This is a genomic window from Streptomyces chryseus, assembly GCF_014650755.1.
GTDB lineage: Bacteria > Actinomycetota > Actinomycetes > Streptomycetales > Streptomycetaceae > Streptomyces > Streptomyces chryseus.
The window spans coordinates 121,504-144,207 of record NZ_BMVO01000007.1 but is presented as its reverse complement, the minus strand read 5'-3'; the positions used below and the strand labels follow the sequence as shown (position 1 = coordinate 144,207).

20 protein-coding genes are annotated in these 22,704 nt (G+C 72.1%); 2 read left to right on the top strand and 18 right to left on the bottom strand.

Going from position 1 to position 22,704, the window contains the following annotated elements; genetic code table 11:
• Window positions 1-6 precede the first annotated feature (6 nt).
• Both IE185_RS14185 and IE185_RS14180 read right to left on the bottom strand, forming a co-directional pair.
• The gene (locus IE185_RS14185; protein WP_229843492.1) at window positions 7-531 is read right to left on the bottom strand and encodes a tyrosinase family oxidase copper chaperone; all 525 of its coding nucleotides are present in this window, start codon (window positions 529-531) and stop codon (window positions 7-9) included.
• Window positions 532-677: 146 nt separating this feature from the next.
• On the bottom strand, window positions 678-1,184 hold the full coding sequence (locus IE185_RS14180) for a hypothetical protein (protein WP_138898512.1): 507 nt from the start codon (window positions 1,182-1,184) through the stop codon (window positions 678-680).
• A 143-nt stretch (window positions 1,185-1,327) separates the two neighbouring features.
• Between IE185_RS14180 and IE185_RS14175 the strand changes: the two genes are divergently transcribed.
• The gene (locus IE185_RS14175; protein ID WP_138898511.1) at window positions 1,328-2,608 is read left to right on the top strand and encodes a cytochrome P450; all 1,281 of its coding nucleotides are present in this window, start codon (window positions 1,328-1,330) and stop codon (window positions 2,606-2,608) included.
• Between the two features lie 271 nt (window positions 2,609-2,879).
• Window positions 2,880-4,205: a glycoside hydrolase family 26 protein gene (locus IE185_RS14170; protein ID WP_189715261.1), complete on the top strand. Its 1,326-nt coding sequence runs from the start codon at window positions 2,880-2,882 to the stop codon at window positions 4,203-4,205.
• Here the strand turns inward: IE185_RS14170 and IE185_RS14165 are convergent.
• From IE185_RS14165 to IE185_RS14090, 16 genes are all read right to left on the bottom strand, one after another.
• Window positions 4,159-5,346, bottom strand: coding sequence for a GNAT family N-acetyltransferase (locus IE185_RS14165; RefSeq protein WP_138899396.1), 1,188 nt, complete (start codon window positions 5,344-5,346; stop codon window positions 4,159-4,161). The two genes, IE185_RS14170 and IE185_RS14165, sit on opposite strands and share 47 nt — an antisense overlap.
• The gene (locus IE185_RS14160; protein ID WP_229843491.1) at window positions 5,343-6,068 is read right to left on the bottom strand and encodes a YveK family protein; all 726 of its coding nucleotides are present in this window, start codon (window positions 6,066-6,068) and stop codon (window positions 5,343-5,345) included. Before IE185_RS14160 ends, IE185_RS14165 begins: the two co-directional genes overlap by 4 nt.
• Entirely contained in the window at window positions 6,065-7,222 is a 1,158-nt protein-coding gene (locus IE185_RS14155; protein ID WP_189715259.1) for a glycosyltransferase, read from the bottom strand. The genes IE185_RS14160 and IE185_RS14155 overlap by 4 nt, the downstream gene beginning before the upstream one ends.
• Window positions 7,219-7,977, bottom strand: coding sequence for a polysaccharide deacetylase family protein (locus IE185_RS14150; protein ID WP_138907486.1), 759 nt, complete (start codon window positions 7,975-7,977; stop codon window positions 7,219-7,221). The genes IE185_RS14155 and IE185_RS14150 overlap by 4 nt, the downstream gene beginning before the upstream one ends.
• Window positions 7,967-9,715, bottom strand: coding sequence for a lipid II flippase MurJ (locus tag IE185_RS14145; RefSeq protein ID WP_189715257.1), 1,749 nt, complete (start codon window positions 9,713-9,715; stop codon window positions 7,967-7,969). Before IE185_RS14145 ends, IE185_RS14150 begins: the two co-directional genes overlap by 11 nt.
• On the bottom strand, window positions 9,712-11,010 hold the full coding sequence (locus IE185_RS14140; RefSeq protein WP_138899157.1) for an O-antigen ligase family protein: 1,299 nt from the start codon (window positions 11,008-11,010) through the stop codon (window positions 9,712-9,714). Before IE185_RS14140 ends, IE185_RS14145 begins: the two co-directional genes overlap by 4 nt.
• 2 nt (window positions 11,011-11,012) lie before the next feature.
• Window positions 11,013-12,440, bottom strand: a complete 1,428-nt coding sequence (locus IE185_RS14135; protein WP_189715255.1) for an exopolysaccharide biosynthesis polyprenyl glycosylphosphotransferase — start codon at window positions 12,438-12,440, stop codon at window positions 11,013-11,015.
• Window positions 12,437-13,612, bottom strand: a complete 1,176-nt coding sequence (locus IE185_RS14130) for a glycosyltransferase (protein WP_138897418.1) — start codon at window positions 13,610-13,612, stop codon at window positions 12,437-12,439. Before IE185_RS14130 ends, IE185_RS14135 begins: the two co-directional genes overlap by 4 nt.
• 249 nt (window positions 13,613-13,861) lie before the next feature.
• Window positions 13,862-14,155 carry an STAS domain-containing protein gene (locus IE185_RS14125; protein ID WP_229843490.1) on the bottom strand — a complete coding sequence of 98 codons (294 nt, stop codon included), beginning with the start codon at window positions 14,153-14,155 and terminating at the stop codon, window positions 13,862-13,864.
• A 205-nt stretch (window positions 14,156-14,360) separates the two neighbouring features.
• Window positions 14,361-15,638 carry a thymidine phosphorylase gene (locus IE185_RS14120; protein WP_138897419.1) on the bottom strand — a complete coding sequence of 426 codons (1,278 nt, stop codon included), beginning with the start codon at window positions 15,636-15,638 and terminating at the stop codon, window positions 14,361-14,363.
• Window positions 15,639-15,644: 6 nt separating this feature from the next.
• Entirely contained in the window at window positions 15,645-16,067 is a 423-nt protein-coding gene (locus IE185_RS14115; RefSeq protein ID WP_138897420.1) for a cytidine deaminase, read from the bottom strand.
• Window positions 16,064-17,326, bottom strand: coding sequence for an ABC transporter permease (locus IE185_RS14110; RefSeq protein WP_138897421.1), 1,263 nt, complete (start codon window positions 17,324-17,326; stop codon window positions 16,064-16,066). The genes IE185_RS14115 and IE185_RS14110 overlap by 4 nt, the downstream gene beginning before the upstream one ends.
• Window positions 17,326-18,438, bottom strand: coding sequence for an ABC transporter permease (locus IE185_RS14105; RefSeq protein WP_138897422.1), 1,113 nt, complete (start codon window positions 18,436-18,438; stop codon window positions 17,326-17,328). Before IE185_RS14105 ends, IE185_RS14110 begins: the two co-directional genes overlap by 1 nt.
• Complete coding sequence (locus tag IE185_RS14100) at window positions 18,438-19,964, bottom strand: ABC transporter ATP-binding protein (RefSeq protein ID WP_138908231.1); 1,527 nt, start codon at window positions 19,962-19,964, stop codon at window positions 18,438-18,440. Before IE185_RS14100 ends, IE185_RS14105 begins: the two co-directional genes overlap by 1 nt.
• A 243-nt stretch (window positions 19,965-20,207) precedes the next feature.
• Window positions 20,208-21,251: a BMP family lipoprotein gene (locus tag IE185_RS14095; protein WP_138898251.1), complete on the bottom strand. Its 1,044-nt coding sequence runs from the start codon at window positions 21,249-21,251 to the stop codon at window positions 20,208-20,210.
• 137 nt (window positions 21,252-21,388) lie between these two features.
• The gene (locus tag IE185_RS14090) at window positions 21,389-22,636 is read right to left on the bottom strand and encodes an amidohydrolase (protein ID WP_138898252.1); all 1,248 of its coding nucleotides are present in this window, start codon (window positions 22,634-22,636) and stop codon (window positions 21,389-21,391) included.
• Window positions 22,637-22,704 lie beyond the last annotated feature (68 nt).

Here is a 22,704-nt window from a genome sequence, read left to right as displayed (position 1 = left end):
CTGTCGTCAGAGGCGGTGCAGGGGGGACGTCGACAACTGGGCGCCGCCCAGCTCGTCGACGGCGGCGCGCGCGGCGTCGAGCAGCGTCGGGAACGACTCGTAGTGGTTCACCAGGCTCAGGTAGCTGCCGTCGGCGCGCCGCATGACGTGCAGCGGGCGGCCGTCGATGCGTACCTCGACGTCCCGTACGGCGGTGACGGTCATGGCGTCGCCGGCGGCGACGCGCCGGGCGGCGGCGGCCCTGGCGGGACGCGTGCCCCGCGCGGTCCCCTGGATGTGCCGGCCCCGGTACGTCTCGGCGAACCGCTCGGCGTACCGCTCCGGCTCCGTGCCCGGCGCCTTCGCCGTTCCTGCCGCCGCCGGGCCGTCAGCCGTTCCGGGGGCCTCTGCGGCCCTCTTGCCCAGGATCGGGGCGAGCGCCCCCGCGGTGCCCGCGATCATTCCCATCGCGAAGGCGCCGCGCAGCAGGATGCGGCGTGTCAGGGAACCTCCTCGCGCGGTCGCTGCGCTCCTGCGCGTGCTCAGGCCCATGCCGAATACCCCTTGCCCCTCGCTGCGGTCCACTCTTCCGATGTGCGCGTGCCTCGCCGTTGACAACGACCCGCCGGCGAAACAGTTCTCGTACGGGAACGGCCGGCGCCCGTGCGGGGCGCCGGCCGCCGGCGCGGAACCGTCCGTCAGTCCATGAGCAGGGCGGCGGCGGGCGTGCCCTGGAGCACCGGCGTGATCGGCGCGACCTGGGGCAGGACCGGCACGAGCCGGCCGCGGAGGTCGGAGCGCGGCGCGGACACCGGGGCGCCGAGGGAGGCTCCCGGGGACGACAGCCCGAGGTCGGAGGTCTTGGAGACGGCGCGCAGCGCGCCGAGGCTGCCCTCGCCCAGCGGGTCCTTCACGGGGAGTTCGACCGCGGTCTCCGGCAGTTCGGCGGTGAACGGCACGGAGGGCAGGGTCCGCTTCGGCAGCATCCGCCCGGTGACGTAACGCGTCCCGTCGGGCGCGCCGGCCACCGGCACCGGCACTCCGGTGCGCAGCTCGGGAGCCTCGATCGGCAAGACCCTCTCCAGGTTCTCCAGCGGCAGGTCGACGGGCACCGACGTGCCGGCGGCGGCCGGTGTGATCGTCACCGCGGTCGCCATGCAGGCCATGAACGCCGCCGCGACAGAACCTCGGGTGGTCAGCTTCATTGATACGTACGTCCCCTCTGAAATCGCAGACACGCTGTCGCTCTGCAAGAACGAGCCAAACGCCCGAACCAGTGCATAGTTCCCCCGTCCGCAGCAACCGGCTTCGGTCACCACGGTCGTACGAGCTCCTGGAGGGTGTGGGTATGAAGATCCCGACGCAGGCGTCCACGCAGCAGATGCTGCGGGCGCACAACGCCGATCTCGCCGATCCGGACTTCTGGCAACTGCCGCGATCCGAACGGCTGAAAGCGTTCGCGCTACTGCGCGGGCTCGACGCCCCGGTGCTGTTCGGGGAGAGCGGGCCCGCGAGGAGGCGCCGCGGGGCGGGCAGGGGCTTCTACGCGCTCGTGCGGCACGCGGACGTGGTGGAGGCGAGCCGGCAGCCACGGCAGTTCGCGAGCGCTCCGGGCGTCACCACTCCCGAACCGGCCGGCTGGGCGAAGGCCGTGTTCGGGAACTCCATGGTCAACATGGACGGCGCCGAGCACGCCAACCTGCGCAGGATCGTCTCGCGGGCCTTCACTCCGCGTCTGCTGGCCGCCGCCGAGGAGGACATCCGTGCCGTCGCCGGGCGCGTGGTCGACGAGATGATCGCCCGGCGCCCGGGCGACTTCGTCCCCTCGGTCGCCTCCCGGATGCCGTTCGAGATCATCTGCAACCTGATGGGCATCCCGGAGCGCTACCGGCCGGAGATCGCCGACCGGGTCGACCACGCGTCGGAGAACGTCGGCGTGAAGCGGGCCAGGCTGCGGGTGCCGGGGCGCGGGCTGCGCGCCCTGGCCCAGATGCAGCTGGTCATGGCGAAGCTCGCCCGTGAGCGGCGCCGGCGGCCCACCGACGACCTGATCTCGGCGCTGGTACGCGCGGACGTCGACGGCCAGTCGCTCTCCTCCCGGCAGCTCGGCGCCTTCTTCTCCCTGCTGCTGGTGGCCGGGGTGGAGACGACCCGCAACGCGATCGCCCACGGCCTCGCCCTGCTGACCGCGCACCCGGAGCAGCGGGAGCTGCTGGTGGGCGACTTCGACCGGTACGCCGACGGGGCGGTGGACGAGATCGTCCGGCATTCGACGCCGATCATCCAGTTCCGCCGGACGGTCGTGACCGACTGCGAACTGGGCGGGCGGGAGTTGCGGCCCGGTGAGAAAGTCGTGCTGTTCTACGCCTCGGCCAATCGCGACGAAGCGGTGTTCGCGCATCCCGACGTCTTCGACATCACCCGGGATCCGAATCCGCATCTGGGGTACGGCGGCGGCGGTCCGCATTACTGCCTGGGGGCCCATCTGGCCCGCCAGGAGATGAAAGCGCTTTTCCACGAGCTGCTCACCAGGTCGCGGGATCTGCGGGCGGTGGGAATGCCGGAACTGGTCGACTCGAACTTCGACAACCGCGTCCGCGCGCTGCGTTTCGCTTTCGAGCCGTCCTGAGTGGAACGGCCGGCACGAAATCGTGCAGCCCAAGGTCTGGCTGACCTTGGGCTGCACGGCTGGGAAGGCTCACTCCCATGCGACCCCCGTTCAACGAGCGGGGGCGGTCCGCGTTACTCCCGTATCACGCGGGGCGATTTCACCCGAGTGGCCGTTTTCAAAGGGCGCCCATTCGCCAATGGCCCATTGACGGGCATGCGGACAGCTCATTAGTACGACTTTCTGCCTACTGTCGGACGCGTCGGCACGAACGACGATCGTAGGAGGAGTCATGTCCAAGAGGCGCCGTCTCACAGGCACCTGCATCGGGACGGTGGTCATGAGTCTCGTTGTCGCCGGTGGTGTTCTCGCGGGGAGCCCGGCCGGAGCGACGGCCGCCGTGGATCCCGCCCCGGTGGCCACCTCTCCCCCGGCTTCGGACGAGGGCCCGCCCGACCGGCCCACGCCCGCCATCGGCGCGTATCTCCACTACGGGCCCGACGGCGTGACGCGGATGGCCGAACTGTCGCAGTGGCTGGGCGGTGCGGACCTGTCGGTCGGGCACACGTACCTGCCGGGCGACGTCTGGGAGAACATCGCGGGCCGCCCCGAGTTCCTGCGCCCGTGGGCCGAGTGGCGGCGCGGCGCGGACGACCGGATGTTCGTCCTCAACGTGCCCATGATGGAGCGGAACGAGGAGCGCCTGTCCGACGACGAGGTCCGCGACCTGCTCCAGGACGGCGCGGCCGGGCGTTTCGACCGCCACTACCGGAAGCTGGCCACCACGCTGGTGGAGCTCGGCGTACCGGACACCGTGATCGTGCTGGGCTGGGAGATGAACGGGACGACGTACTCGCACCGCTGCGCCCCCGATCCCGACGCCTGGAAGGCGTACTGGAACCGCGTCGTCGCGGCGATGCGTTCCGTCCCCGGCCAGAAGCTCCGCTTCGACTTCGCCCCGAACCGCGGCATCGACGCCATTCCGTGGACCGAGTGCTACCCGGGCGACGACGTCGTGGACATCATCGGGATGGACTCGTACGACCAGCCTCCCGGCGACACCTTCGAGCAGCAGGTGTCGGACCCGTACGGGCTCCAGGCGCAGGTCGACTTCGCCGCCGAGCACGGCAAGGCGATCTCCTACCCGGAGTGGGGCCTGTTCCGCAACGGCGACAACCCCGCGTACATGAAGGGGATGCTGGACTGGATGGCCCGGCACAAGCCGCTGTACCAGACCATCACCGACTACTGCCCGCACGGCGTCTGGCAGTGCGACGAGAATCCCCGGTCGTCGGAGGTCTTCCGCTCGAAGCTGTTCGGGTGGCAGGCGCCGCCCGTCACACAGACGCCGCCGTCCGACCCGCCGTCCGACCCGCCGGTCCCGTCGCCGCCCCCGGCCCCCTCGCCCTCGCCCTCGACGCCGAAGCCCGGGGAGAGCAAGCCGGCCAGGCCGACGCCGACCGAGCCGCCGGAGAAGCCCGGGGCGCCCGAGCGGCCCGGACGGTCCGACTCCGGGGAGTGGTGCGTGCCGATGGAGATGGGCGAGTGGATCAACCAGTGGGTGCGCGACTTCACGGTCTGCGTGAAGCCCCGCTTCCCGCAGGACTGGAAGTCCTGACCGCGCCGTCCGCCCGCCAGTTGTTCACCCGGTCCCGCCAGTCGCGCGCCGCCGGAAAGCGCGTGGTGACGGTCTCGGCGGCCCGGTCCCGCATGGTCACCTGCGACTCGCGTACGCGCAGCAGGGGCTCCAGGGCGGACCGGGCCAGCAGGAGCCGCTGGTTGGTGACCGCCTCGGGGCGCCAGTGGTTCTTGTACGCCTCCGAGCCGCGCAGCAGGCTGAGCACGCCTCGGCCCGAGCCCGAGGCCAGCGCGGCCTCCTGGCGCAGCAGCATCGTCGTCACGTCCACCTTGCGCTCCCGCAGCGCCGGGTCGGCTCCGTACAGGTAGCCGCCGGAGAGCAGGCCGGACTGCAGCGTCATGCTCACCGCCACCACCCGGCCCTCCAGCCGGAACTCGGTGAGCGCGGCGTCGCCGTCCCGCAGCATCCGCCGCCCGGCCCGCACCAGGTGCTCGGCGAAGCGCGGCCTGAGGTGCTCGACGTTGACGCCCCGCCCCCGCCACTGGAGTTCGTGCAGGCGCAGCAGGCGGCCGACGGCGTCGGGCACCTCGTGCTCGCTCACCACGCGGCTCTCGACGCCCAGCGCGTCGATCTTGCGGAGTTTGGCCCGGACGCGCTGGGCGCGGCTGCTCTGCATCCGCTTGACCAGGTCGTCGATCGGCTCGACGGGCAGTTCCATGCACGTCGAGTCCGTGAGGCGCCCCCGGGCGCCGGTCCACCGCTCGTACAGCAGCTCGGCCGCCGCCCCGGGCCGCACCTCGCGCAGGTCGATCACCGCCTGCCGGGCGGCGCGGTCGAGTCCGCGTTCGAGCGCGGTGAGGGCGCCGCCGCTCTCCTCGTCGTCGACCAGTACGTCGGAGAAGTCGGAGATCGCGCCGCCGAGGGGGACGAGCAGCGGCATCGGCCGGTGGACGAGCATCAGCGGCGCGGCGCCGATCAGCCGGCCGTCGCGGCGGGCCAGTACGACGCGCAGGCGGCCGTTCGTTCCGTACGAGAGCCACCACGAGTGGAGCCAGGCGTGGCTCTGGAACGGTGTGGAGGCGGCACAGCGGCGGTGCAGCGCGTCCCACTCGGGCCGCAGCCGCGCGAACCTGGCGGGGTCGCGGCACAGCGTCGCGGTGAGGCCCCGCGCGGCCGTCACACCAGCTCCCGTTCGGCGGTGGAGCCGGCGCCCGCCTCGGCGGGGGCGGTGGAGGGGCCGGGCACCGACGCCGACGCGGCCCTGCGGGGGCGCTTCGGGCGAACCAGGAGGGCCAGGCCGCCCAGCAGGCCGCCGGTGCAGCCGCCCACGGCGGCGCTGATCCCGACGGACGGGGACGCCGGCTCGGCCGGCGCGATCGCCTGGGAGAAGACGAGCAGCTTGACGCCGGTGTTCTTGGAGACGTGGTTGCTGCTGACGAACACGGCCTCGGCGACCGCGTTGGCGATGTCCGCGGCGGCCGCCGGCTTCGTCGCCGTGCCGGTGATCGCGATCATCGGTGAGTCGGGCGACGTCTCGGTGCTGACCTGCGTACGCAGCGCCTCGGGCGGCACTCCCGCCGCGACGCGCGCGTACGCGAGGGTGGAGTCGCTGGTGGTGATCCGGCCGTACGCCTGGGCGTAGCCGAGCGCCGCGCCCGGCTCGGTGCCCTTGGCGGGGACGGCCACGACGTAGCTGGTGGCGGTGTACTCCGGGGTCTTGAGGACGCCGTACGACACTCCGCACAGGGTGCCGAGGAGCGCGCACACGGGTACGGGCCACCAAGCGGGCAGGGGCGTGGCCCGCACCCGTCGGCCGGCGCCCGCGAGGAGTCGGGCCAGGCGGCCGGGGGTGGCGGGCCGCTGGGGCTGCTCGGGCTCGTGCTGGTCGGGGGAATCGGTCATCGGTGGGCTTCTCTCCTGGTCGGGGGAGCGGAGGCGAGGGCGTGTGCGTACACGTCCATGAGGCGTGCGCTGCTGCGTGCGATGTCGTAGTGGCCGACGGCCGGCGGCGGTACCAGGCGGCGTACTCCGCCCTCCATGCGCCGGCGCAGGGCCGCCGTCAGTTCCCCGACGCTGCCGCTGATGCGCCGGGCGCCGGGCGCGTGGTCGTGGGGCAGGTCGTCGATGGCGGGGCAGGTGCGGTGGAGTACGGGCAGTCCGGCGGCCAGCGCCTCGACCACGGCCAGACCGAAGGCCTCCTCGCGGGACGTCGACACGAAGACGTCCATGGCGGACAGGAGATCGGGGACGGGAGTACGCCCGGCGCCTCGCGGGTCGGCGCCTTGCGGGTCGGTGCCGCATTCGCCCAGGAAGCGGATGCGGTCCGTTGCCCCCAGGCGCGCGGTCAGCGTGCGCAGCGCGTCCGTCTCGGGGCCGTCGCCCGCCAGCAGGAGCCACGCGCCGGGCAGGGCCGCCACCGCGCGGACCAGGGTGTCGAACCGCTTTCCCGGGACGATCCTGCCCACGCCGCCGGCCACGAACGCGTCGGCGGGGATGCCCAGGTGCGCGCGGGTGGCGGCGCGCCGGGTGGCGTCGTAACGGAAGCGGGCGGCGTCGATGCCGTTGGGGACGACATGGATGCGCGCGGCCGGTACGCCCCAGTCGCGCAGCCGCCCGGCCACGGTCGCGGAGACGGCCACGGTCGCCGAGCCGAGGCGTTCGGTGCCCAGGTACAGCGCGCGGGCGCCCCGGGTGAGGGGGCGGCCCTCGATCTCGGCCCGCCCCAGGGAGTGCTCGGTGGCGACCGTGGCTCCGACGCCGGCCAGCCGTGCGGCGATCCGCCCGTAGACGCAGGCGCGGTACAGGTGCGTGTGGACGAGGTCGTACCCGCCGCGGCGCACCAGCCGGGTCAGGGCGGGCAGCGCCTTGAGGTCCCGGTTGCCCCCCATCCCCAGGTGCGTGACCCGCACGCCGTCCGCGCGCAGACCGTCGGCCACCGGGCCGGGGTTCGTCAGCGTCACGACGTCGCAGGACACCGGCAGGTGACGCAGCAGCAGGCGCAGTTGCTGCTCGGCTCCCCCGATGCCGAGGCCGGTGATGATGTGCAGCGCCCTCATCGCGCGGCGCCGTGACGGGCGAACCGGTGCCGGGTGCGCTTCGCCCACAGGCGAAGGTCCCGGTCGGCCTGGCTGACGTGGGTGCGGGGCAGGGCGTACGGGCCGAGGAGGGGGCCGGGCGCGATCGCGAAGCCGTAGGTGTAGCCGGCGGCCCGTACCGACGCGGTCGCTCGGGCGTCGACCGTGCCGTACGGGTAGCAGAAGCTGTCCGGGGCGGTGCCGGTGATGTCGCGGATCAGCTCACGGCTGTCGGACGTCTCCCGGCGCAGTACGTCGTCGGGGACGCCGGCCAGGCGCTGGTGGTACAGGCCGTGGGAGCCGATGTGCATGCCCGCGCGGGCCGCTTCGGCGATCTCTTCCTCGGTGAGCAGCCGCTTGCGCGGGCCCAGCGGGTCCCACCCGTTGGAGCCGCCGCACCGGCCGGGCAGCACGAACACCGTCGCCGTGCAGTCGTGGCGGCGCAGTACCGGCAGGGCCTCGTGCACGAAGTCGGCGTATCCGTCGTCGAAGGTCAGCCCGACCAGGCCGCCGGATCGGCCCACCGCGTGGGCGCGGAGCAGGGTGCCCACGTCCACTCCGGTCAGGCCGTGGCGGCGCAGCCAGCCGAGCTGCCGGTCGAGCCGGTCACGGGAGACCGTGATGCCGTACGGGTCGTTCGCCGGGTCGCCCACCGAGTGGTACATCAGGATCCACGGCGGGGCGGGGAGCCCCGGTACGGGGCGTGGGGCGTTGCGGGTCGCCGTGTCAGCGGCCATGACGGAACCTCTGTCGGGTGAGGGCCAGCAGGTGGACGACCTCCGGGGCGCGTACCGCGAGCCCGCAGAGGACGAAGACGGCGGGGACGAGGACGCACCCTGCGGCCACGCCGAGGAGGGGGCCGCCCGGTGTCACCGGCGCGGCCGCCCAGCCCGCGGCGGCGGCCGCCGCGGCCGCCGCCGCCAGGCGGGCGAGGGCCGTGGCGACGGTCCGGACCCGGATGGGGACCACGCGCGAGCCGAGGCCGCCGAGGAGGAGCAGGGCCGTCGTGCTGATGCCGACGGCGTTGGCGGCCGCGATGCCGTGTACGCCGAAGCGCTCCGCCGCCACCGCGCCCGCCGCGGTGGTGACGACCAGGCCCGCGGCCATCGCGGCGGCCGGGTACCAGGTCGGGCGGCTCGCCGAGAAGAACGGCCTGCTCAGCGCGCCCACCAGGCAGTGGCCCAGGAGGCCCAGGGCGTACACGCGCATGACGGTCGCCGTCGTGGCGGTGTCCCGGGCGTCGAACGCGCCGCGCTCGAAGAGGACTTCGATGATCTGCGGCGCGTAGCCGAGGACCATCGCGGTGCCGAGCAGCACGACCGTCGCGGCCAGGGCCAGGTCCCTCTCGACCCTGAGGCGGGCCCCTTCCTCGTCTCCTTCCGCCATCGCCCGGGCGACCACGGGGAAGGTGACGGTGCAGATCATGAGGGACAGCACCATCGGCATCTGCGCGACCTTCTGCGCGTAGTTGAGGTGCGAGATGGCTCCGCCGGGCAGCGGTGACGCCAGGAAGCGCTCGACCAGGACCTGCCCCTGGCGGCCCACCGCGAAGAGGATCACCGGGGCGAGCAGCGACGTCGTGAGGAGAGGGGCCGTCAGGAGCGAGGGGGTGGGCGGCTCGGAGCGGGGGGCGGGGGCGCGCGAGGGTGCGGGCGTGCGGTGGGCGCGGGTCAGGCGCAGGAACGTGGGGAGCTGGGTCAGGATCATCAGGAGGCTGCCCACGGCCACACCGGCCGCGGCCGCTCGTACGCCCCAGAGCGAGTGCAGGGTGAGCGTCGTGGCGATGATGCCGATGTTGTACGCCGCGTAGACGCCGGCCGGCAGCAGGAAGTGGCCGTGGGCCCGCAGGGCGGCGCTGAAGTACCCGGTGATCCCGAACGTGAAGACGGTGACCGCCGTCAGGCGGGTGCAGTCGGTGGCCAGTTGGGGGTCGCCGAAGCCGGGCGCGAGGAGTCGCACCAGCCAGGGCGCGCCCAGGGCGAGCAGTGCGGCGGCGGCGGCCAGGGCGGCGCACAGCCGGGGCAGCGTGGCCAGGACCAGGGCCCGTACGGCGTCGTCCGCGAGGGCGGGGTCCTGGGTCCGCCGGGCGGCGCGGCGGGCCAGGGCGTGGCTGAAGGCGGGGACCAGGAGGAGCGCCATGGCGTCCTCGATCAGCAGCGTGGCCGCCATCTCCGGCACGGTCCAGGCGATCAGGAAGGCGTCGCTCTCCACGCTCGCGCCGAAGAGGTGGGCGATGGTCTGGTCGCGCAGGAGGCCGAGGAGTGCGCTCGCGGCGGTCAGGCCGGCGGTGACGGCGGCGGCCCTGGCCAGGAAGCGGCCGAGCAGGGGAGGCGCCGTCGTGCCCGGCGCCCGCCGGGGCGGCGGGGTCGGCGCGGTGGGGTGCGGCGCCGGGAAGGGGGCCGGCTTCTCGGCGTGCGGCTCCGGCGCCGTGGCGGCCGGGGGCGGGTGCTGCGCGTGGACGGGGGTGTCGGTCATTCCGGCGCCTCGCTCGGTGCCAGGGCCCACCAGGCGGCCAGGCCCAGGATGACGCCGGTGAGGACCGTCGAGGGGCCGCCGATGTCGGCGTACAGGAAGTCGACCGTCTGATAGACGGTCAGGCCGATCGCCGCCAGGCCGCAGTCCGCCGCCGGGTGGCCCCGGCGCAGTCGGCGCAGGGACGCCGTCAGGATCGCCGCCCAGGTGCCCACGAAGGCCGTGAGGCCGATCAGCCCCTGTTCGCTCAGGACCAGGAGGTACATGTTGTGCGGCGAGAGCAGGGGCTGCTTGTGGAACGTCTGGCCCGCTCCCGCCGTGTCGCTGCCGGAGGAGAGGCCGATCGACGCGTGCGCGTCGCGGTGGACCGGGAAGCCCTTGAGGCCCACCCCGGTGGCGGGGTTGTCCTGCCACATGCTCGCGGCGGCGGCCCACATCGTGTAGCGGTCGTTGACCGACCGGTCGGGGGCCTCGGTCACCTCGGTGATGCTGGTGAGGCGTTCGGAGATCATCTGCGAGCCGACGCCGAAGCCGCCCACGAGGACGACTGCGGCCGCCGTCACGGCGGCCAGCGCCTTGGCCGCCTGACGCGGGCCGGTGAGGAGGATCATCGCCACAGCCGCGATCACCGTGGCAATCCAGGCCCCCCTGCTGAACGACACGGCCAGGGGGACGGTCAGCGCCGCCGAGGCCGCGATCGCGCAGGGGCGGAGCCAGGGCGGTGCCGACGCGGGAGTGCGCAGAGCCAGGGCCAGGGTCGCCAGCAGGCCGTAGGAGACCACCGTGGCCATTCCCATGACGTCGGTGGGGCCGAAGGTGCCCACCGCTCTGATGTCCTCGCCCATGTACGACGCGCCCGTGCCGGTGGCGTACTGGTAGACCCCGGTCGCGCCCTGGACGAGCGCCAGGACGACGAGGGCGCCGGTGACGACGCGGAAGTGGTGGGGGGTGCGCAGGAGGAGGACCACCGCCGCCGGGACCAGCACGAACACCTGGAGGTAGCGGACGAACCCGGTGAGGGCCGCCGTGGGGTCGGTGGCGGTCGCCGTCGCCACGGCGATGCCGAGGGCCGGCAGGCCCAGGATCAGGGCGGCGGCGGGCGTGAGGGGGCGTCGGCGGACTGCCCCGGCCAGGGCGACGAGCACCAGGGCGCAGGACGCGATGTCCGCCGGGGTGATGTTGGCGGACGTACCGGCTGCCGCCGCCTGCATGGGGACCGCCAGCAGCAGCACGGTGACGATCAGGGGAAGGAGCGGGAGGCGGAGGCGGGGCGCCGGTGTCGTCCACAGGACGGTCATGCTCAGCTGCCTCCGAGCCGGAACAGGGAAGCGGCGGTGCGCGTGAGGATGCACACGTCCTGCCAGAGCGACCAGGTCTCGATGTAGTGGTTGTCGAAGCGGGCGCGGTCCTCGATCGAGGTGTCGCCGCGCAGTCCGTTGACCTGGGCCAGGCCGGTGATGCCCACCGGCATCCGGTGGCGGGCCTGGTAGCCGGGGTAGGCGTGGCTGAACTTCGTGACGAAGTACGGACGCTCGGGGCGGGGGCCCACCAGGCTCATGTCGCCGCGCAGGACGTTCCACAGCTGGGGAAGTTCGTCGAGGGACGTGCGGCGCAGGAGGTTGCCCGTGTGGCTCATGCGGTGATCGGTGGCCACGCTCCAGCGCGTGGCGGACTCGTGCTCGTCGGCCGGGCGGAGCGTACGGAACTTCAGGAGGGTGAACGGGCGGCCGTCGCGGCCGATGCGCTCCTGACGGAAGATGACGCCGGGGCCGTCGGACAGGCGTACGGCTAGGGCGCACGCGGCCATCACCGGCGCGGCGGCCAGCAGGGCCACCGCGGCCACCAGGGCGTCCATGGCGCGTTTGACGGCCGCGGACACCGGTCTGTGGGCGTGCAGAGGGCGTACCGCGAAGCCCCAGAGGTGGTCCGGGTCCTTGCTGGGCGTGCGGCCTTCGACCTGCCACAGGTGGCAGTCGTGCCCGGCGAGGAGGGCGACGAGCCGGGCGTCGGGGAGCTGCTCGGGCGAGTGGGTGAACACGGCGTGGCGTACGGAGTTCTGGATGACCGCGCGGGTCACGTCCTCCAGGGTCGTCAGCACCGGCAGCGTGTCCGGGTCCGCGTCCGTGTCCGTGTCCGTGTGGGCTTCGTCGACCCGGCCGACCGGGCGCAGTCCGTACTCGGCTCTCGTCTGCAGGGCCGCTGTGATCCGGTGCACGACCGGGCCCCGGCCGACGATCAGTGCCGACTGCGGGCGGCGGACCGCGGTCCGGCGGCGGGCCTCGTGAACGACGCCGCGGGCGGAGCACAGCAGGAGCGTCTGCGCGGCGGCGGCGAGAGCGAGGGTGCTCCAGGGGAGGGCGAGGTGCGGGGCGTACGCCGCGAGGGCTTCGGCGACGGCGTACCACTGGATCAGCGCGAGGAGGAGGACCGGCGGGATCTCCGCGAGCGCCGACGGGGACAGGCGGGGGCGGTAGAGGCCGCGGTAGGTGTGCAGCGCCAGGGTGAGGGCCGCGAGCGGGGCGAGCATCGCCGTCGGCCACGGCAGCAGGGCCAGGGTGGCGGCCACCGCGAGGACGTCGGCCGCGAGCAGACCGGCCACGGGGCCGCGCCGGCGGATGCTCCGGGGGGCGAGGGGCACGGGGCGGCCGGTGGCGCTCCGTGGCGGGTGGACCGATGGGGCCGCCGGCGCTACGGCCGTGGCCTGGGCGAATGCACTCTCCGTTGTCATCGCTCGGTGCGCTTCCTCGTCATGGGTCGGTGCAGGCTGAGAAGTTCCCGATAGAGGTCGGAGACGGCTGCGGCGGTCTCGCGTACGTCGCGGGCCGACCGGGTGTGGGTGCGGGCCGCGTGCCCGAGGGACGCGCGGAGCCCGGGGTCGCCCAGCAGCGCGGTGAGTGCCGTCGCGAGGGCCGCCGGGTCCTCGGGCGGTACGAGGCAGTGCGCCTCCTGGCCGGGCGGCAGGCTCTCCCGGGCGCCGCTGACGTCGGTCAGCACGACGGGCCTGCCACAGGCCATGGCCTCCAGCGGGGCCAGCGCCATGCCCTCCCAGCGGGACGGGAGCACGACGACGTCGGCCGCGTGGAACCACGGCCGGGTGTCCCGGCTCGCGCCCGCGAACAGCACGCCCGGCGGGGCGTCCGCCCGCAGCCGCTCACCGTCCGGCCCGTCGCCCACCAGGACCAGCCGGGCGCCGGGCGCCGCCACCTGACGCCAGGCCCGCAACAGGACGTCCTGGCCCTTCTGGCGGCACAGCCGGCCGACGCAGACCACCAGGGGGGCTCCGGCGGGGATCCCGGAGAGCAGGGGCAGGGCGGCCCGTGCGGCGGCGCGGCCCGCACCCTCGTCGGGGCGGAAGTGGCCGAGGTCGACGCCGTTGCGGATCACCGACCAGCGGGCGGTGATGCCGGCCACCTCGCCCGTTTCGCGCTCGGTCTCGCTGACGCAGAGGGTCCGGGAGGTCCACCGGGCCGCGTACCGCTCCCACGCGAGAGCGAGGGCCGCCTCCCGGCCCCGTACCGCCTCGAAGGACCAGGCGTGGGGCTGGAAGACCGTCGGCACGCGCCCGCGCAGGGCCAGCCGGCCCGCGAGCCCCGCCTTGGCGCTGTGGGCGTGGACGACGTGGGGACGGCTCTGGCGGACGAGCCGGGCGGCGGTCATGACTTCGCCGGCCAGGCGCGGTCCGGGAGCCCGGACGGCGGGCCAAGTGTGCACCTGCGCTCCGGCCTCGGCGGCGTCCGAGGCCAGTGTGCCGCCCTGCGGGCAGGCGACGACCGTACGCAGACCTTCGCTCGTCTGCGCTCTGACGAGATCGGTGACAACGCGCGCGACTCCCCCTTCCACCGGCTGAACGAGGTGAAAAACTGTCAGTTGGCTCTGCTCAGTCCAACTTTGTTGCAGCACGAGCGGCTCTCTTCATACGTGGACCGTAGAACTGACCGAGAAAGCAACCGCGAATTTCGGCTTTCGAACAAGGCGACAAAAGCAGGATTGAACTTTGTCAGAAAGACAGTGGGAAAAGCACGCATAGGCGCGCCTGTTCGGCCATTTGGAGCCGCAGAAAAGAAAGGCGGGCGACCGGCAATGGCGCGGCTCGAAAGGGAGTTGTCCGCCGTTCGGGAAACCACCCATCGGGTGACCGCGTCGAAATGATTACTGCCCGGAAGGCACGTGGGGCGCGTCGGGCTCGCCCAGCCCGACCAGGCTCAGCAGCGCCACCAGGTCCGGGCGCGCGCCCCGCAGGCGCAGGCGGCGGCCGGCCCGGCGGGCGGTGAGCCGCAGGCGGGCCAGCGCCTCGACGGCGGTGAGGTCCGGATCGGTCAGCCGGGCGACGTCGCAGACGATCTCGGTGGCGACCGCGCCGCACAGCAGGTCGTCGAGTTCGGCGCACAGCAGGGGGACGTCGGCAGGGGTCACCCGGCCGACGACGACGAGAACGGTCGGCATCGTGGCATCCACATGGGGGAGACCCGGGCCGGGGGCAGAACTCATCGGCGGCCGCCCCGGCCGGTGGATCTCCGGGCGCCCGAGGAGCGCGGAGGCGCGGATGCGCGGAGACGCGAAAAGCGGGGCCGGTGGAATCACCGGCCCCGCTCGTCGTGCTCGCCCCCTGTGCGACGGGAGCTGTGCGATGCGCGTCGTACGGCGTGGGTTACGCGATGCGGCCCAGCACGATCGGGTTCGGGGTGAAGTCGGTGCCCTCGGGGGACGTGAAGACCCTGCCGTTCAGCGCTTCGAGGGCGTACTCGAACTTCTCCGGGGTGTCCGTGTGCAGGGTCATCAGGCGCTGGCCGGCGGTGACCCTGTCGCCCGGCTTGGCGTGGAGTTCGATGCCCGCGCCCGCCTGGACCTGGTCCTCCTTGCGCGCGCGGCCGGCGCCCAGGCGCCAGGCGGCGACGCCCACGGCGTACGCGTCCATGGTGGTGAGGACGCCGGACTCCGACGCGTGGACCACGTGCTGCTCCCGGGCGACCGGCAGGGCCGCGTCCGGGTCGCCGCCCTGGGCCGCGATCATGCGGCGCCAGACGTCCATCGCGGAGCCGTCGGCGAGTGCCTTGGCCGGGTCGGCGTCCTTCAGGCCCGCCGCGTCGAGCATCTCGCGGGCGAGCGCGAGGGTCAGGTCGACGACGTCCTGGGGACCGCCGCCCGCCAGCACCTCGACGGACTCGCGGACTTCGAGGGCGTTGCCCGCCGTGAGGCCGAGCGGCGTCGACATGTCGGTGAGCAGGGCCACCGTCCGTACGCCGTGGTCGGTGCCCAGGCCCACCATGGTGGCGGCGAGCTCACGGGCGTCCTCGATGTTCTTCATGAAGGCGCCGGAGCCGACCTTGACGTCCAGGACGAGCGAGCCCGTCCCCTCGGCGATCTTCTTGGACATGATGGAGGAGGCGATCAGCGGGATCGCCTCGACCGTGCCGGTGACGTCGCGCAGCGCGTACAGCTTCTTGTCCGCCGGGGCCAGGCCGTCGCCCGCGGCGCAGATGACCGCGCCGGTGGAGTCGAGGACGTCGAGCATCTCCTCGTTGGAGAGCAGGGCGCGCCAGCCGGGGATGGACTCCAGCTTGTCGAGCGTGCCGCCGGTGTGGCCGAGCCCCCGGCCCGAAAGCTGGGGCACGGCCGCGCCGCAGGCGGCGACGATCGGCGCGAGCGGCAGCGTGATCTTGTCGCCGACGCCGCCGGTGGAGTGCTTGTCGGCCGTGGGGCGGGAGAGCTGCGCGAAGTTCATCCGCTCGCCCGAGTTGATCATCGCGGCGGTCCAGCGGGCGATTTCGACCCGGTTCATGCCGTTGAGCAGGATCGCCATCGCGAGAGCGGACATCTGCTCGTCGGCGACCTCACCGCGCGTGTAGGCGTCGATGACCCAGTCGATCTGCTCGGGGCTCAGTTCGCCCTTGTCGCGCTTGGTCCGGATGACGGAGATGACGTCCATGCGGTTTCAGGTTCCTTCCGGGGTGCCTGGCGCCAGGTGCTGTGGGCCGAAGGCGTCGGGGAGCATGTCGGCGAGGGTACGGATACCCGCCGACGTGTCGAGCAGCAGCGCGGGGCCGCCGAATTCGTACAGCAACTGCCGGCAGCGGCCGCAGGGCATCAGGATCTCGCCCCGGCCGTCGACGCAGGTGAAGTGCGTCAGGCGGCCGCCGCCGGTGGCGTTGAGCTGCGAGACGAGGCCGCACTCGGCGCACAGGGAGAGGCCGTACGAGGCGTTCTCCACGTTGCAGCCGGTGACCGTGCGGCCGTCGTCGACGAGGGCCGCGGCGCCGACCGGGAAGCCCGAGTACGGCGCGTACGCGTGGGACATGGCCTCGCGCGCCGCCTCTCGCAGGGCTTCCCAGTCGGCCGGTGCCGCGGCGTCCGTCACTTGCCCTGGCCCTTCCGGTACGGCATGCCGTCGGCCTTGGGCATGCGCAGGCGTTGCGCGGACAGGGCCAGCACGAGCAGCGTGGTGATGTACGGCGCGGCGTCCACGAACTGGCTCGGCACCTCGTTGGTGAGCGAGTACCAGACGAAGAGGAGCACGGCGGCCACGGCGGAGATCGCCGCCGGCAGGTACTTCTTCTTGTACAGCTGCCAGAACACGACGAGCAGCAGCAGGATCGCCAGCAGGAGCAGCATCGCGTGGACGTTCTCGGCGCCGCCGCGCAGCTTGAGGCTGTCGGTGAAGCCGAAGAGGCCCGCGCCGAGCGCCATTCCGCCCGGCATCCAGTTGCCGAAGATCATCGCGGCGAGACCGATGTAGCCGCGGCCGCCGGTCTGGCCCTCCTGGTAGATGCCGGTCGCGACGATGGCGAGGAACGCGCCCGCGAGGCCGGCCAGGCCGCCGGAGACGACGACGGCGATGTACTTGTACTTGTAGACGTTGACGCCGAGGGACTCGGCCGCCACCGGGTTCTCACCGCAGGAGCGCAGCCGCAGGCCGAACGCCGTGTGCCACAGGATCCAGATGGTGGCCGGGATCAGCAGCAGCGCGACGATCGTCAGCAGCGAGAGGTTGGTGACCAGGCCGCCGAGGACTCCGGCGACGTCGGAGACGAAGAACCAGTGTTTGCCCTGGATGTCGCGCAGCCAGTCGGAGAGCCCCGGAATGGTGATCTTGGTGATCTCGTCGATCCGCGGGGACTGCTTGGAGGAGCCGCCCGCGGCCTTGTCGAACGTGAAGTTGGACAGGTAGCGGGTGACGCCGACGGCCAGGATGTTGATGGCCACACCGGAGACGATGTGGTTCACGCCGAAGGTGACGGTGATGACGGCGTGCAGCAGACCGCCGAGCGCGCCACCGACGATGCCGAGGGCGACGCCCGTCCACGGGCCCCACTGGTAGCCGGCATACGCGCCGAACCAGGTGCCCAGGATCATCATGCCTTCGAGGCCGATGTTGACGACGCCCGCGCGCTCGGCCCACAGGCCGCCGAGGCCGGCGAGACCGATCGGGATGGCGAGCTGGAGGGCGCCGGAGACCTGGCCGACGGAGGTCAGGTCGTCGGCGCCGCTGATGATGCGCACCAGCGAGACCAGGGCCAGCGCACCCGCGATGATCAGCAGGATGACGGGTACGGACAGCTTGCGGCGGGCGCTCTTCTTGGGCGCCGCGCTCACGGCGGAGACAGTGCTGGTACTCATTACGCCGCCACCTCCTCACGGTTCTTGCGGGCGGCTGCGGCGAGCTCCTCGCCCACCTTCTGCTGCTGGCGGCGGAGCCCGTAGCGGCGGACGAGTTCGTAACTGACGACGACCGCGATCACGATCAGGCCCTGCATGATCGTGGCGATCTCCTTCTCGTAGCCGTACTGGTCGAGCGCGGAGGACGCCTTGTCCAGGAACGCGATCAGCAGGGCGCTGAAGAAGATGCCGATCGGGTTGTTGCGGCCGAGCAGGGCGATGGTGATGCCCGTGAAGCCGATTCCGGTCGGGAAGCTGAGGCTGTACGTGTGGGTGTCGCCCAGCAGGGTCGGCATGCCGGCGAGACCCGCCACACCGCCGGAGATGAGCATCGCGGTGAGGATCATCTTCTTGGCGTCGACGCCGGAGGCCGCGGCGGCGCTCTCGCTGGCGCCGGTGGCGCGCAGGTCGAAGCCGAAGCGGGTGCGGTTGAGGACGAACCAGTAGACGATGCCGAGCGCGAAGGCGACGAACGTGAAGCCGTAGATCTCGCCGCCGTCGGCCAGGCTGACGCTCGGGAACCAGCCGGACTCCGCGATCTCACCCGTGGTGAGGTCGTTGGAGCCCTCCAGCTGCACGCCGAAGTTGTCGGTGAGGATCAGCCACGCGATCAGGCTGGTGGCGATCGCGTTGAGCATGATCGTCGAGACGACCTCGCTCACCCCGCGCAGGGTCTTGAGGACACCGGCGATACCGGCCCAGAAGGCGCCGGTCAGCATGGCGACGAGCACGATCAGCGCGATGTGCAGCGGGCCGGGCAGCTCGACGGCCGCGCCGACGAGCGCCGCCATCATCGCGGCGAGGCGGTACTGGCCGTCGACGCCGATGTTGAACAGGTTCATCCGGAAGCCGACGGCGACGGCGAGCGCCGCCAGGTAGTACGTGCCCGCCTGGTTCAGGATGAGCACCTGGATGTCGGCGTACTGCGCGCTCTCGACCATCAGCTTGTACGGCTCGAACGGGTCGCGGCCCGAGGCGAGCAGCACCACCGAGGTGAGCGCGATGGCGACGACCAGCGCGAGCACTGGGCCGGCGAGGCCCAGAATCAGCCGGTCCTTGTCGAATTTCTTCATCAGGCCTCGTCCTCCGGGGCTGCCTCAAGGTGGCCGGTGGCGGCGCCGGTCATGGCCGAGCCCAGTTCCTCCGGGGTGATGGTCGCGGGGTCGGCGTCCGCGACCAGGCGGCCGCGGTACATGACCCGCAGGGTGTCGGAGAGCCCGATCAGCTCGTCCAGGTCGGCGGAGATCAGCAGTACGGCCAGTCCCTCGCGGCGCGCCTCGCGGATCTGGTCCCAGATCTGCACCTGCGCGCCGACGTCCACGCCGCGCGTGGGGTGGGCGGCGATGAGCAGCTTGGGGGCGTGGCTCATCTCCCGGCCGACGATCAGCTTCTGCTGGTTGCCGCCGGACAGCGAGGCGGCGGTGACCTCGATACCGGGCGTGCGGACGTCGTACGCCTTCACGATCCGCTCGGTGTCCTTGCGGGCCGCCTTCAGGTCGAGCAGTCCGCGATTGGAGTTGGGCTCCTCGGTGACGTGGCCCAGGATGCGGTTCTCCCACAGCGGCGCCTCGAGGAGCAGGCCGTGGCGGTGGCGGTCCTCGGGGATGTAGCCGATGCCGCTCTCACGGCGTTTACGGGTGGGCGCGTGCGAGATGTCGGCGGTGTCGAGCGTGATGACACCGCCGTCCGGGTCGCGCAGGCCCATGATCGCCTCGACGAGCTCGGCCTGGCCGTTGCCCTCGACGCCCGCGATGCCGAGCACCTCACCCTTGTGGATGGTGAAGGTGATCCCGGCCAGCACCTCGCGCACGGCCCCGTCCGGGTCGGTGGCGTTCAGCTGGAGGTCGTCGATGGTGAGCATCGGTACGTCGGTGACCGTCGACTCACGGGTCTCGGGCGACGGGAGCTCGCTGCCGACCATCAGCTCGGCGAGCTGCTTGGTGGTGGTGTTCGCCGGGTCGGCGGTGCCGACCGTCGTGCCGCGCCGGATGACGGTGATGTCGTCGGCGACCGAGAGGACCTCGCCCAGCTTGTGCGAGATGAAGATGACCGTCAGGCCCTCGGACTTGAGCTCGCGGAGGTTCGCGAAGAGCGCGTCGACCTCCTGCGGGACGAGCACGGCGGTCGGCTCGTCGAGGATGAGGATGCGCGCGCCGCGGTAGAGGACCTTGAGGATCTCCACGCGCTGGCGGTCGGCCACACCGAGGTTCTCGACCAGGGCGTCGGGGCGCACGTGCAGGCCGTACGCCTCCGAGATCTCCTTGATCTTCTGGCGGGCCCTGTTGCCGATGCCGTACAGCTTCTCGCCGCCGAGAACGACGTTCTCCAGGACGGTGAGGTTGTCGGCGAGCATGAAGTGCTGGTGCACCATGCCGATGCCGCGCGCGATGGCGTCGGCCGGGCTGTGGAAAGTGGCCTGCTCCCCGTCGATGGTGATGGTGCCCTCGTCCGGCTTCTGCATGCCGTAAAGGATCTTCATCAGGGTCGACTTGCCGGCACCGTTCTCACCGACGAGGGCGTGCACGGTGCCCTTGCGGATGGTGATGTCGATGTCGTGGTTGGCGACGACGCCGGGGAAGCGCTTGGTGATGCCGTGCAGTTCTACGGCGGGGGGCGGGCTGGACGCGTTGATGACGCACTCTCCTTGGCGGAAAGGAGCGGGAGGCGGGCGGGAGGCGGAGGCAGGAGGCAGGGCGCGGCGAAACTATCGTGCTGAGCGAATGTCTACGCGCGTAGCAGCGCCAAATGAAGAAAAGACCGGACAGGGAATGCGACCCGGGGGCCGGAGAGGCGGCGGAGACCGCCTCACCGGACCCCCGGGATCATGTCCTGACCCGCAACCTTACGGCGCGGTCTGGACCTTGATCTTGCCGGAGATGATCTCGGCCCTCGCCTTGTCGACGGCGGCGATGAGGTCCGTCATCTTCTTGTACTCCGGGTTGGAGTCCGAGAGGCCGACGCCGTCCTTGTCGAGGCCGTAGCGGACCTCACCGGACTGCGGCTTGCCGTCCTTCACGGACTTGATCAGGTTGAAGACCGCGCCGGACACGTCCTTGGTGACGGACGTGAGGATCCTGGCCTTGTACTTCGCCAGACCCTCCTGGTTGTACTGGTCCGAGTCGACGCCGATGGCCCACTTGCCATCCAGGGCGGCCGCCTCGATCGAGCCGGAGCCCGCGAGACCCGCGGCGTGGTAGATCACGTCGGCGCCCTTGTCGAGCTGGCCCTGAGCCGCGGCCTTGCCGAGGTCGGGCTTGGCGAAGCCGTCGAAGTTCGGCGGCTGCGTCAGGTACTGCTTGAGGACCTGGACCTTGGGGTTGGTGTCCTTGACGCCCTGGGCGAAGCCCGCCTCGAACTTCTTGATCAGCGGGACCTCGACACCACCGATGAAGCCGACCTTGTTGGTCTTGGTGGCCTTGGCGGCGGCGACGCCGGCGAGGTAGGAGCCCTGCTCCTCGTTGAACACCATGTTGGCGATGTTCTTACCGGTCACCGAGGTGTCGTCGATGATGCCGAAGGTGGTCTTCGGGAACTTCGGCGCGACCTTCTTGATGGCCGGGGCGTAGGCGAAGCCGACGCCGATCACCGGGTTGTTGCCCGAGCGGGCCAGCTCGGTGAGGCGCTGGACCTTGTCGGCGTCCGACTCGCCCTCGGAGGGCTCCTGGTCGTTGCCCTTGATGTCCAGTTCCTTCTCGGCCTTCACGAGACCGGCGTACGCCGCGTCGTTGAAGGACTGGTCGCCTCGGCCGCCGATGTCGTACGCGATGGCGGCGCTGGCTTCCTTCGAGCCGGAACCGGAGTCCGACGTCTTGCCACACGCGGTGGCGGAGAGTGCGAGAGCTGTGGACGCGATGGCCACAGTGGCAAGCCTGGTTACGCGGCGCAAGGGAGGGCTCCTTCGACCTGACCGAAGCGCCTCTGCCGGCGCTGGTTTCGCGGCGATCGTAACGCGCGTAGATGCCGGATAAGCGACCGTACGACAGCTGTTATCGGATCGTCGTGAACGGAAGACGCCGTGGCTGATTACGAACGGTGTCCGTCAAGTAGCGCGGCAGCCGTGAAGAGTTCGACGCCGGCCTCGATCGCGGCCTCGTCCACGTCGAAATCACCACGGTGCAGGTCGCGTCGGGCCGTGTCACCCGGAGTGCGTACGCCCAGACGGGCCATGGCGCCGGACACCTGCTCCAGGTACCACGAGAAGTCCTCGCCGCCCAGGCTCTGCTCGGTGTCCTCGACCGCGTGCAGCCCACGCCGGGCTGCCATGGCGTCGGTGAGGAGCTCGGTGACGGAATGCTCGTTCACGACCGGCGGGACACCGCGGACGTAGTTGATCTCCGACTTGGCGCCGTGCAGGGTCGCGATCTCGTCGATCGCGGCGTGCACCAGGTCCGGCGCCTCGTGCCAGGCGTCGAGGTCCAGGCAGCGGACGGTGCCGGCGAGCACGGCGCGCTGCGGGATGACGTTGCAGGCGTGACCGGACTCGATACGGCCCCAGGTCACCGCGAGACCGGCGCGCGCGTCGACGCGGCGGGCGACCAGCGCGGGGACGTCGGTGGCGACCCGGGCGACGGCCGTCACCAGGTCGGTGGTCAGGTGCGGGCGGGCGGTGTGGCCGCCGGGGCCGTCCAGAAAGACCTCCAGCCGGTCGCAGGCCGAGGTGATCGGGCCCGTACGCAGACCGACGCGGCCCGCGTCGACCTTGGGGTCGCAGTGCACCGCGATGATCTTCCCGACGCCGTCGAGGCCGCCGGCCTCGATCACGCCGAGCGCGCCGCCGGGCATCATCTCCTCGGCGGGCTGGAAGATCAGCCGTACGGGCTGGGGCAGCAGGCCCGCGCGGTGGAGCTCGGCGAGGACCAGACCGGCGCCGAGGACCACCGTGGTGTGCACGTCGTGGCCGCAGGCGTGCGCGCGGTCAGGGACGGTGGAGCGGTACGGGACGCCCGTCTTGGTGTCCGGGATGGGCAGCGCGTCGATGTCCGCGCGCAGGGCCAGGAGCGGGCGGACGCCGTCGGCGCCCGTCCGGGCGGTGCCGATGTCGCAGATGAGTCCGGTGCCCGTGGGCAGCACGCGCGGCGTGAGGCCGGCCTTCTCCAGGCGGGCCTTGATCGCGGCGGTGGTGCGGAATTCCTGGTTCCCGAGCTCCGGGTGCATGTGCAGGTCGCGCCGGAAGGCGATCAGCTCGAGACGCAGGGACTCGGGCAGCGTGCCGGGGAGCGGGACCATGCCCGGCAGTGCTGCTTCTTCGGACGCGCAGATCAGCTGGCTCATCTCTGAAAGGGTAGGCGTGTTTGGCGGGTAACCAACCAGCGATCAACAAAACTTCAGCCGCATAGGGG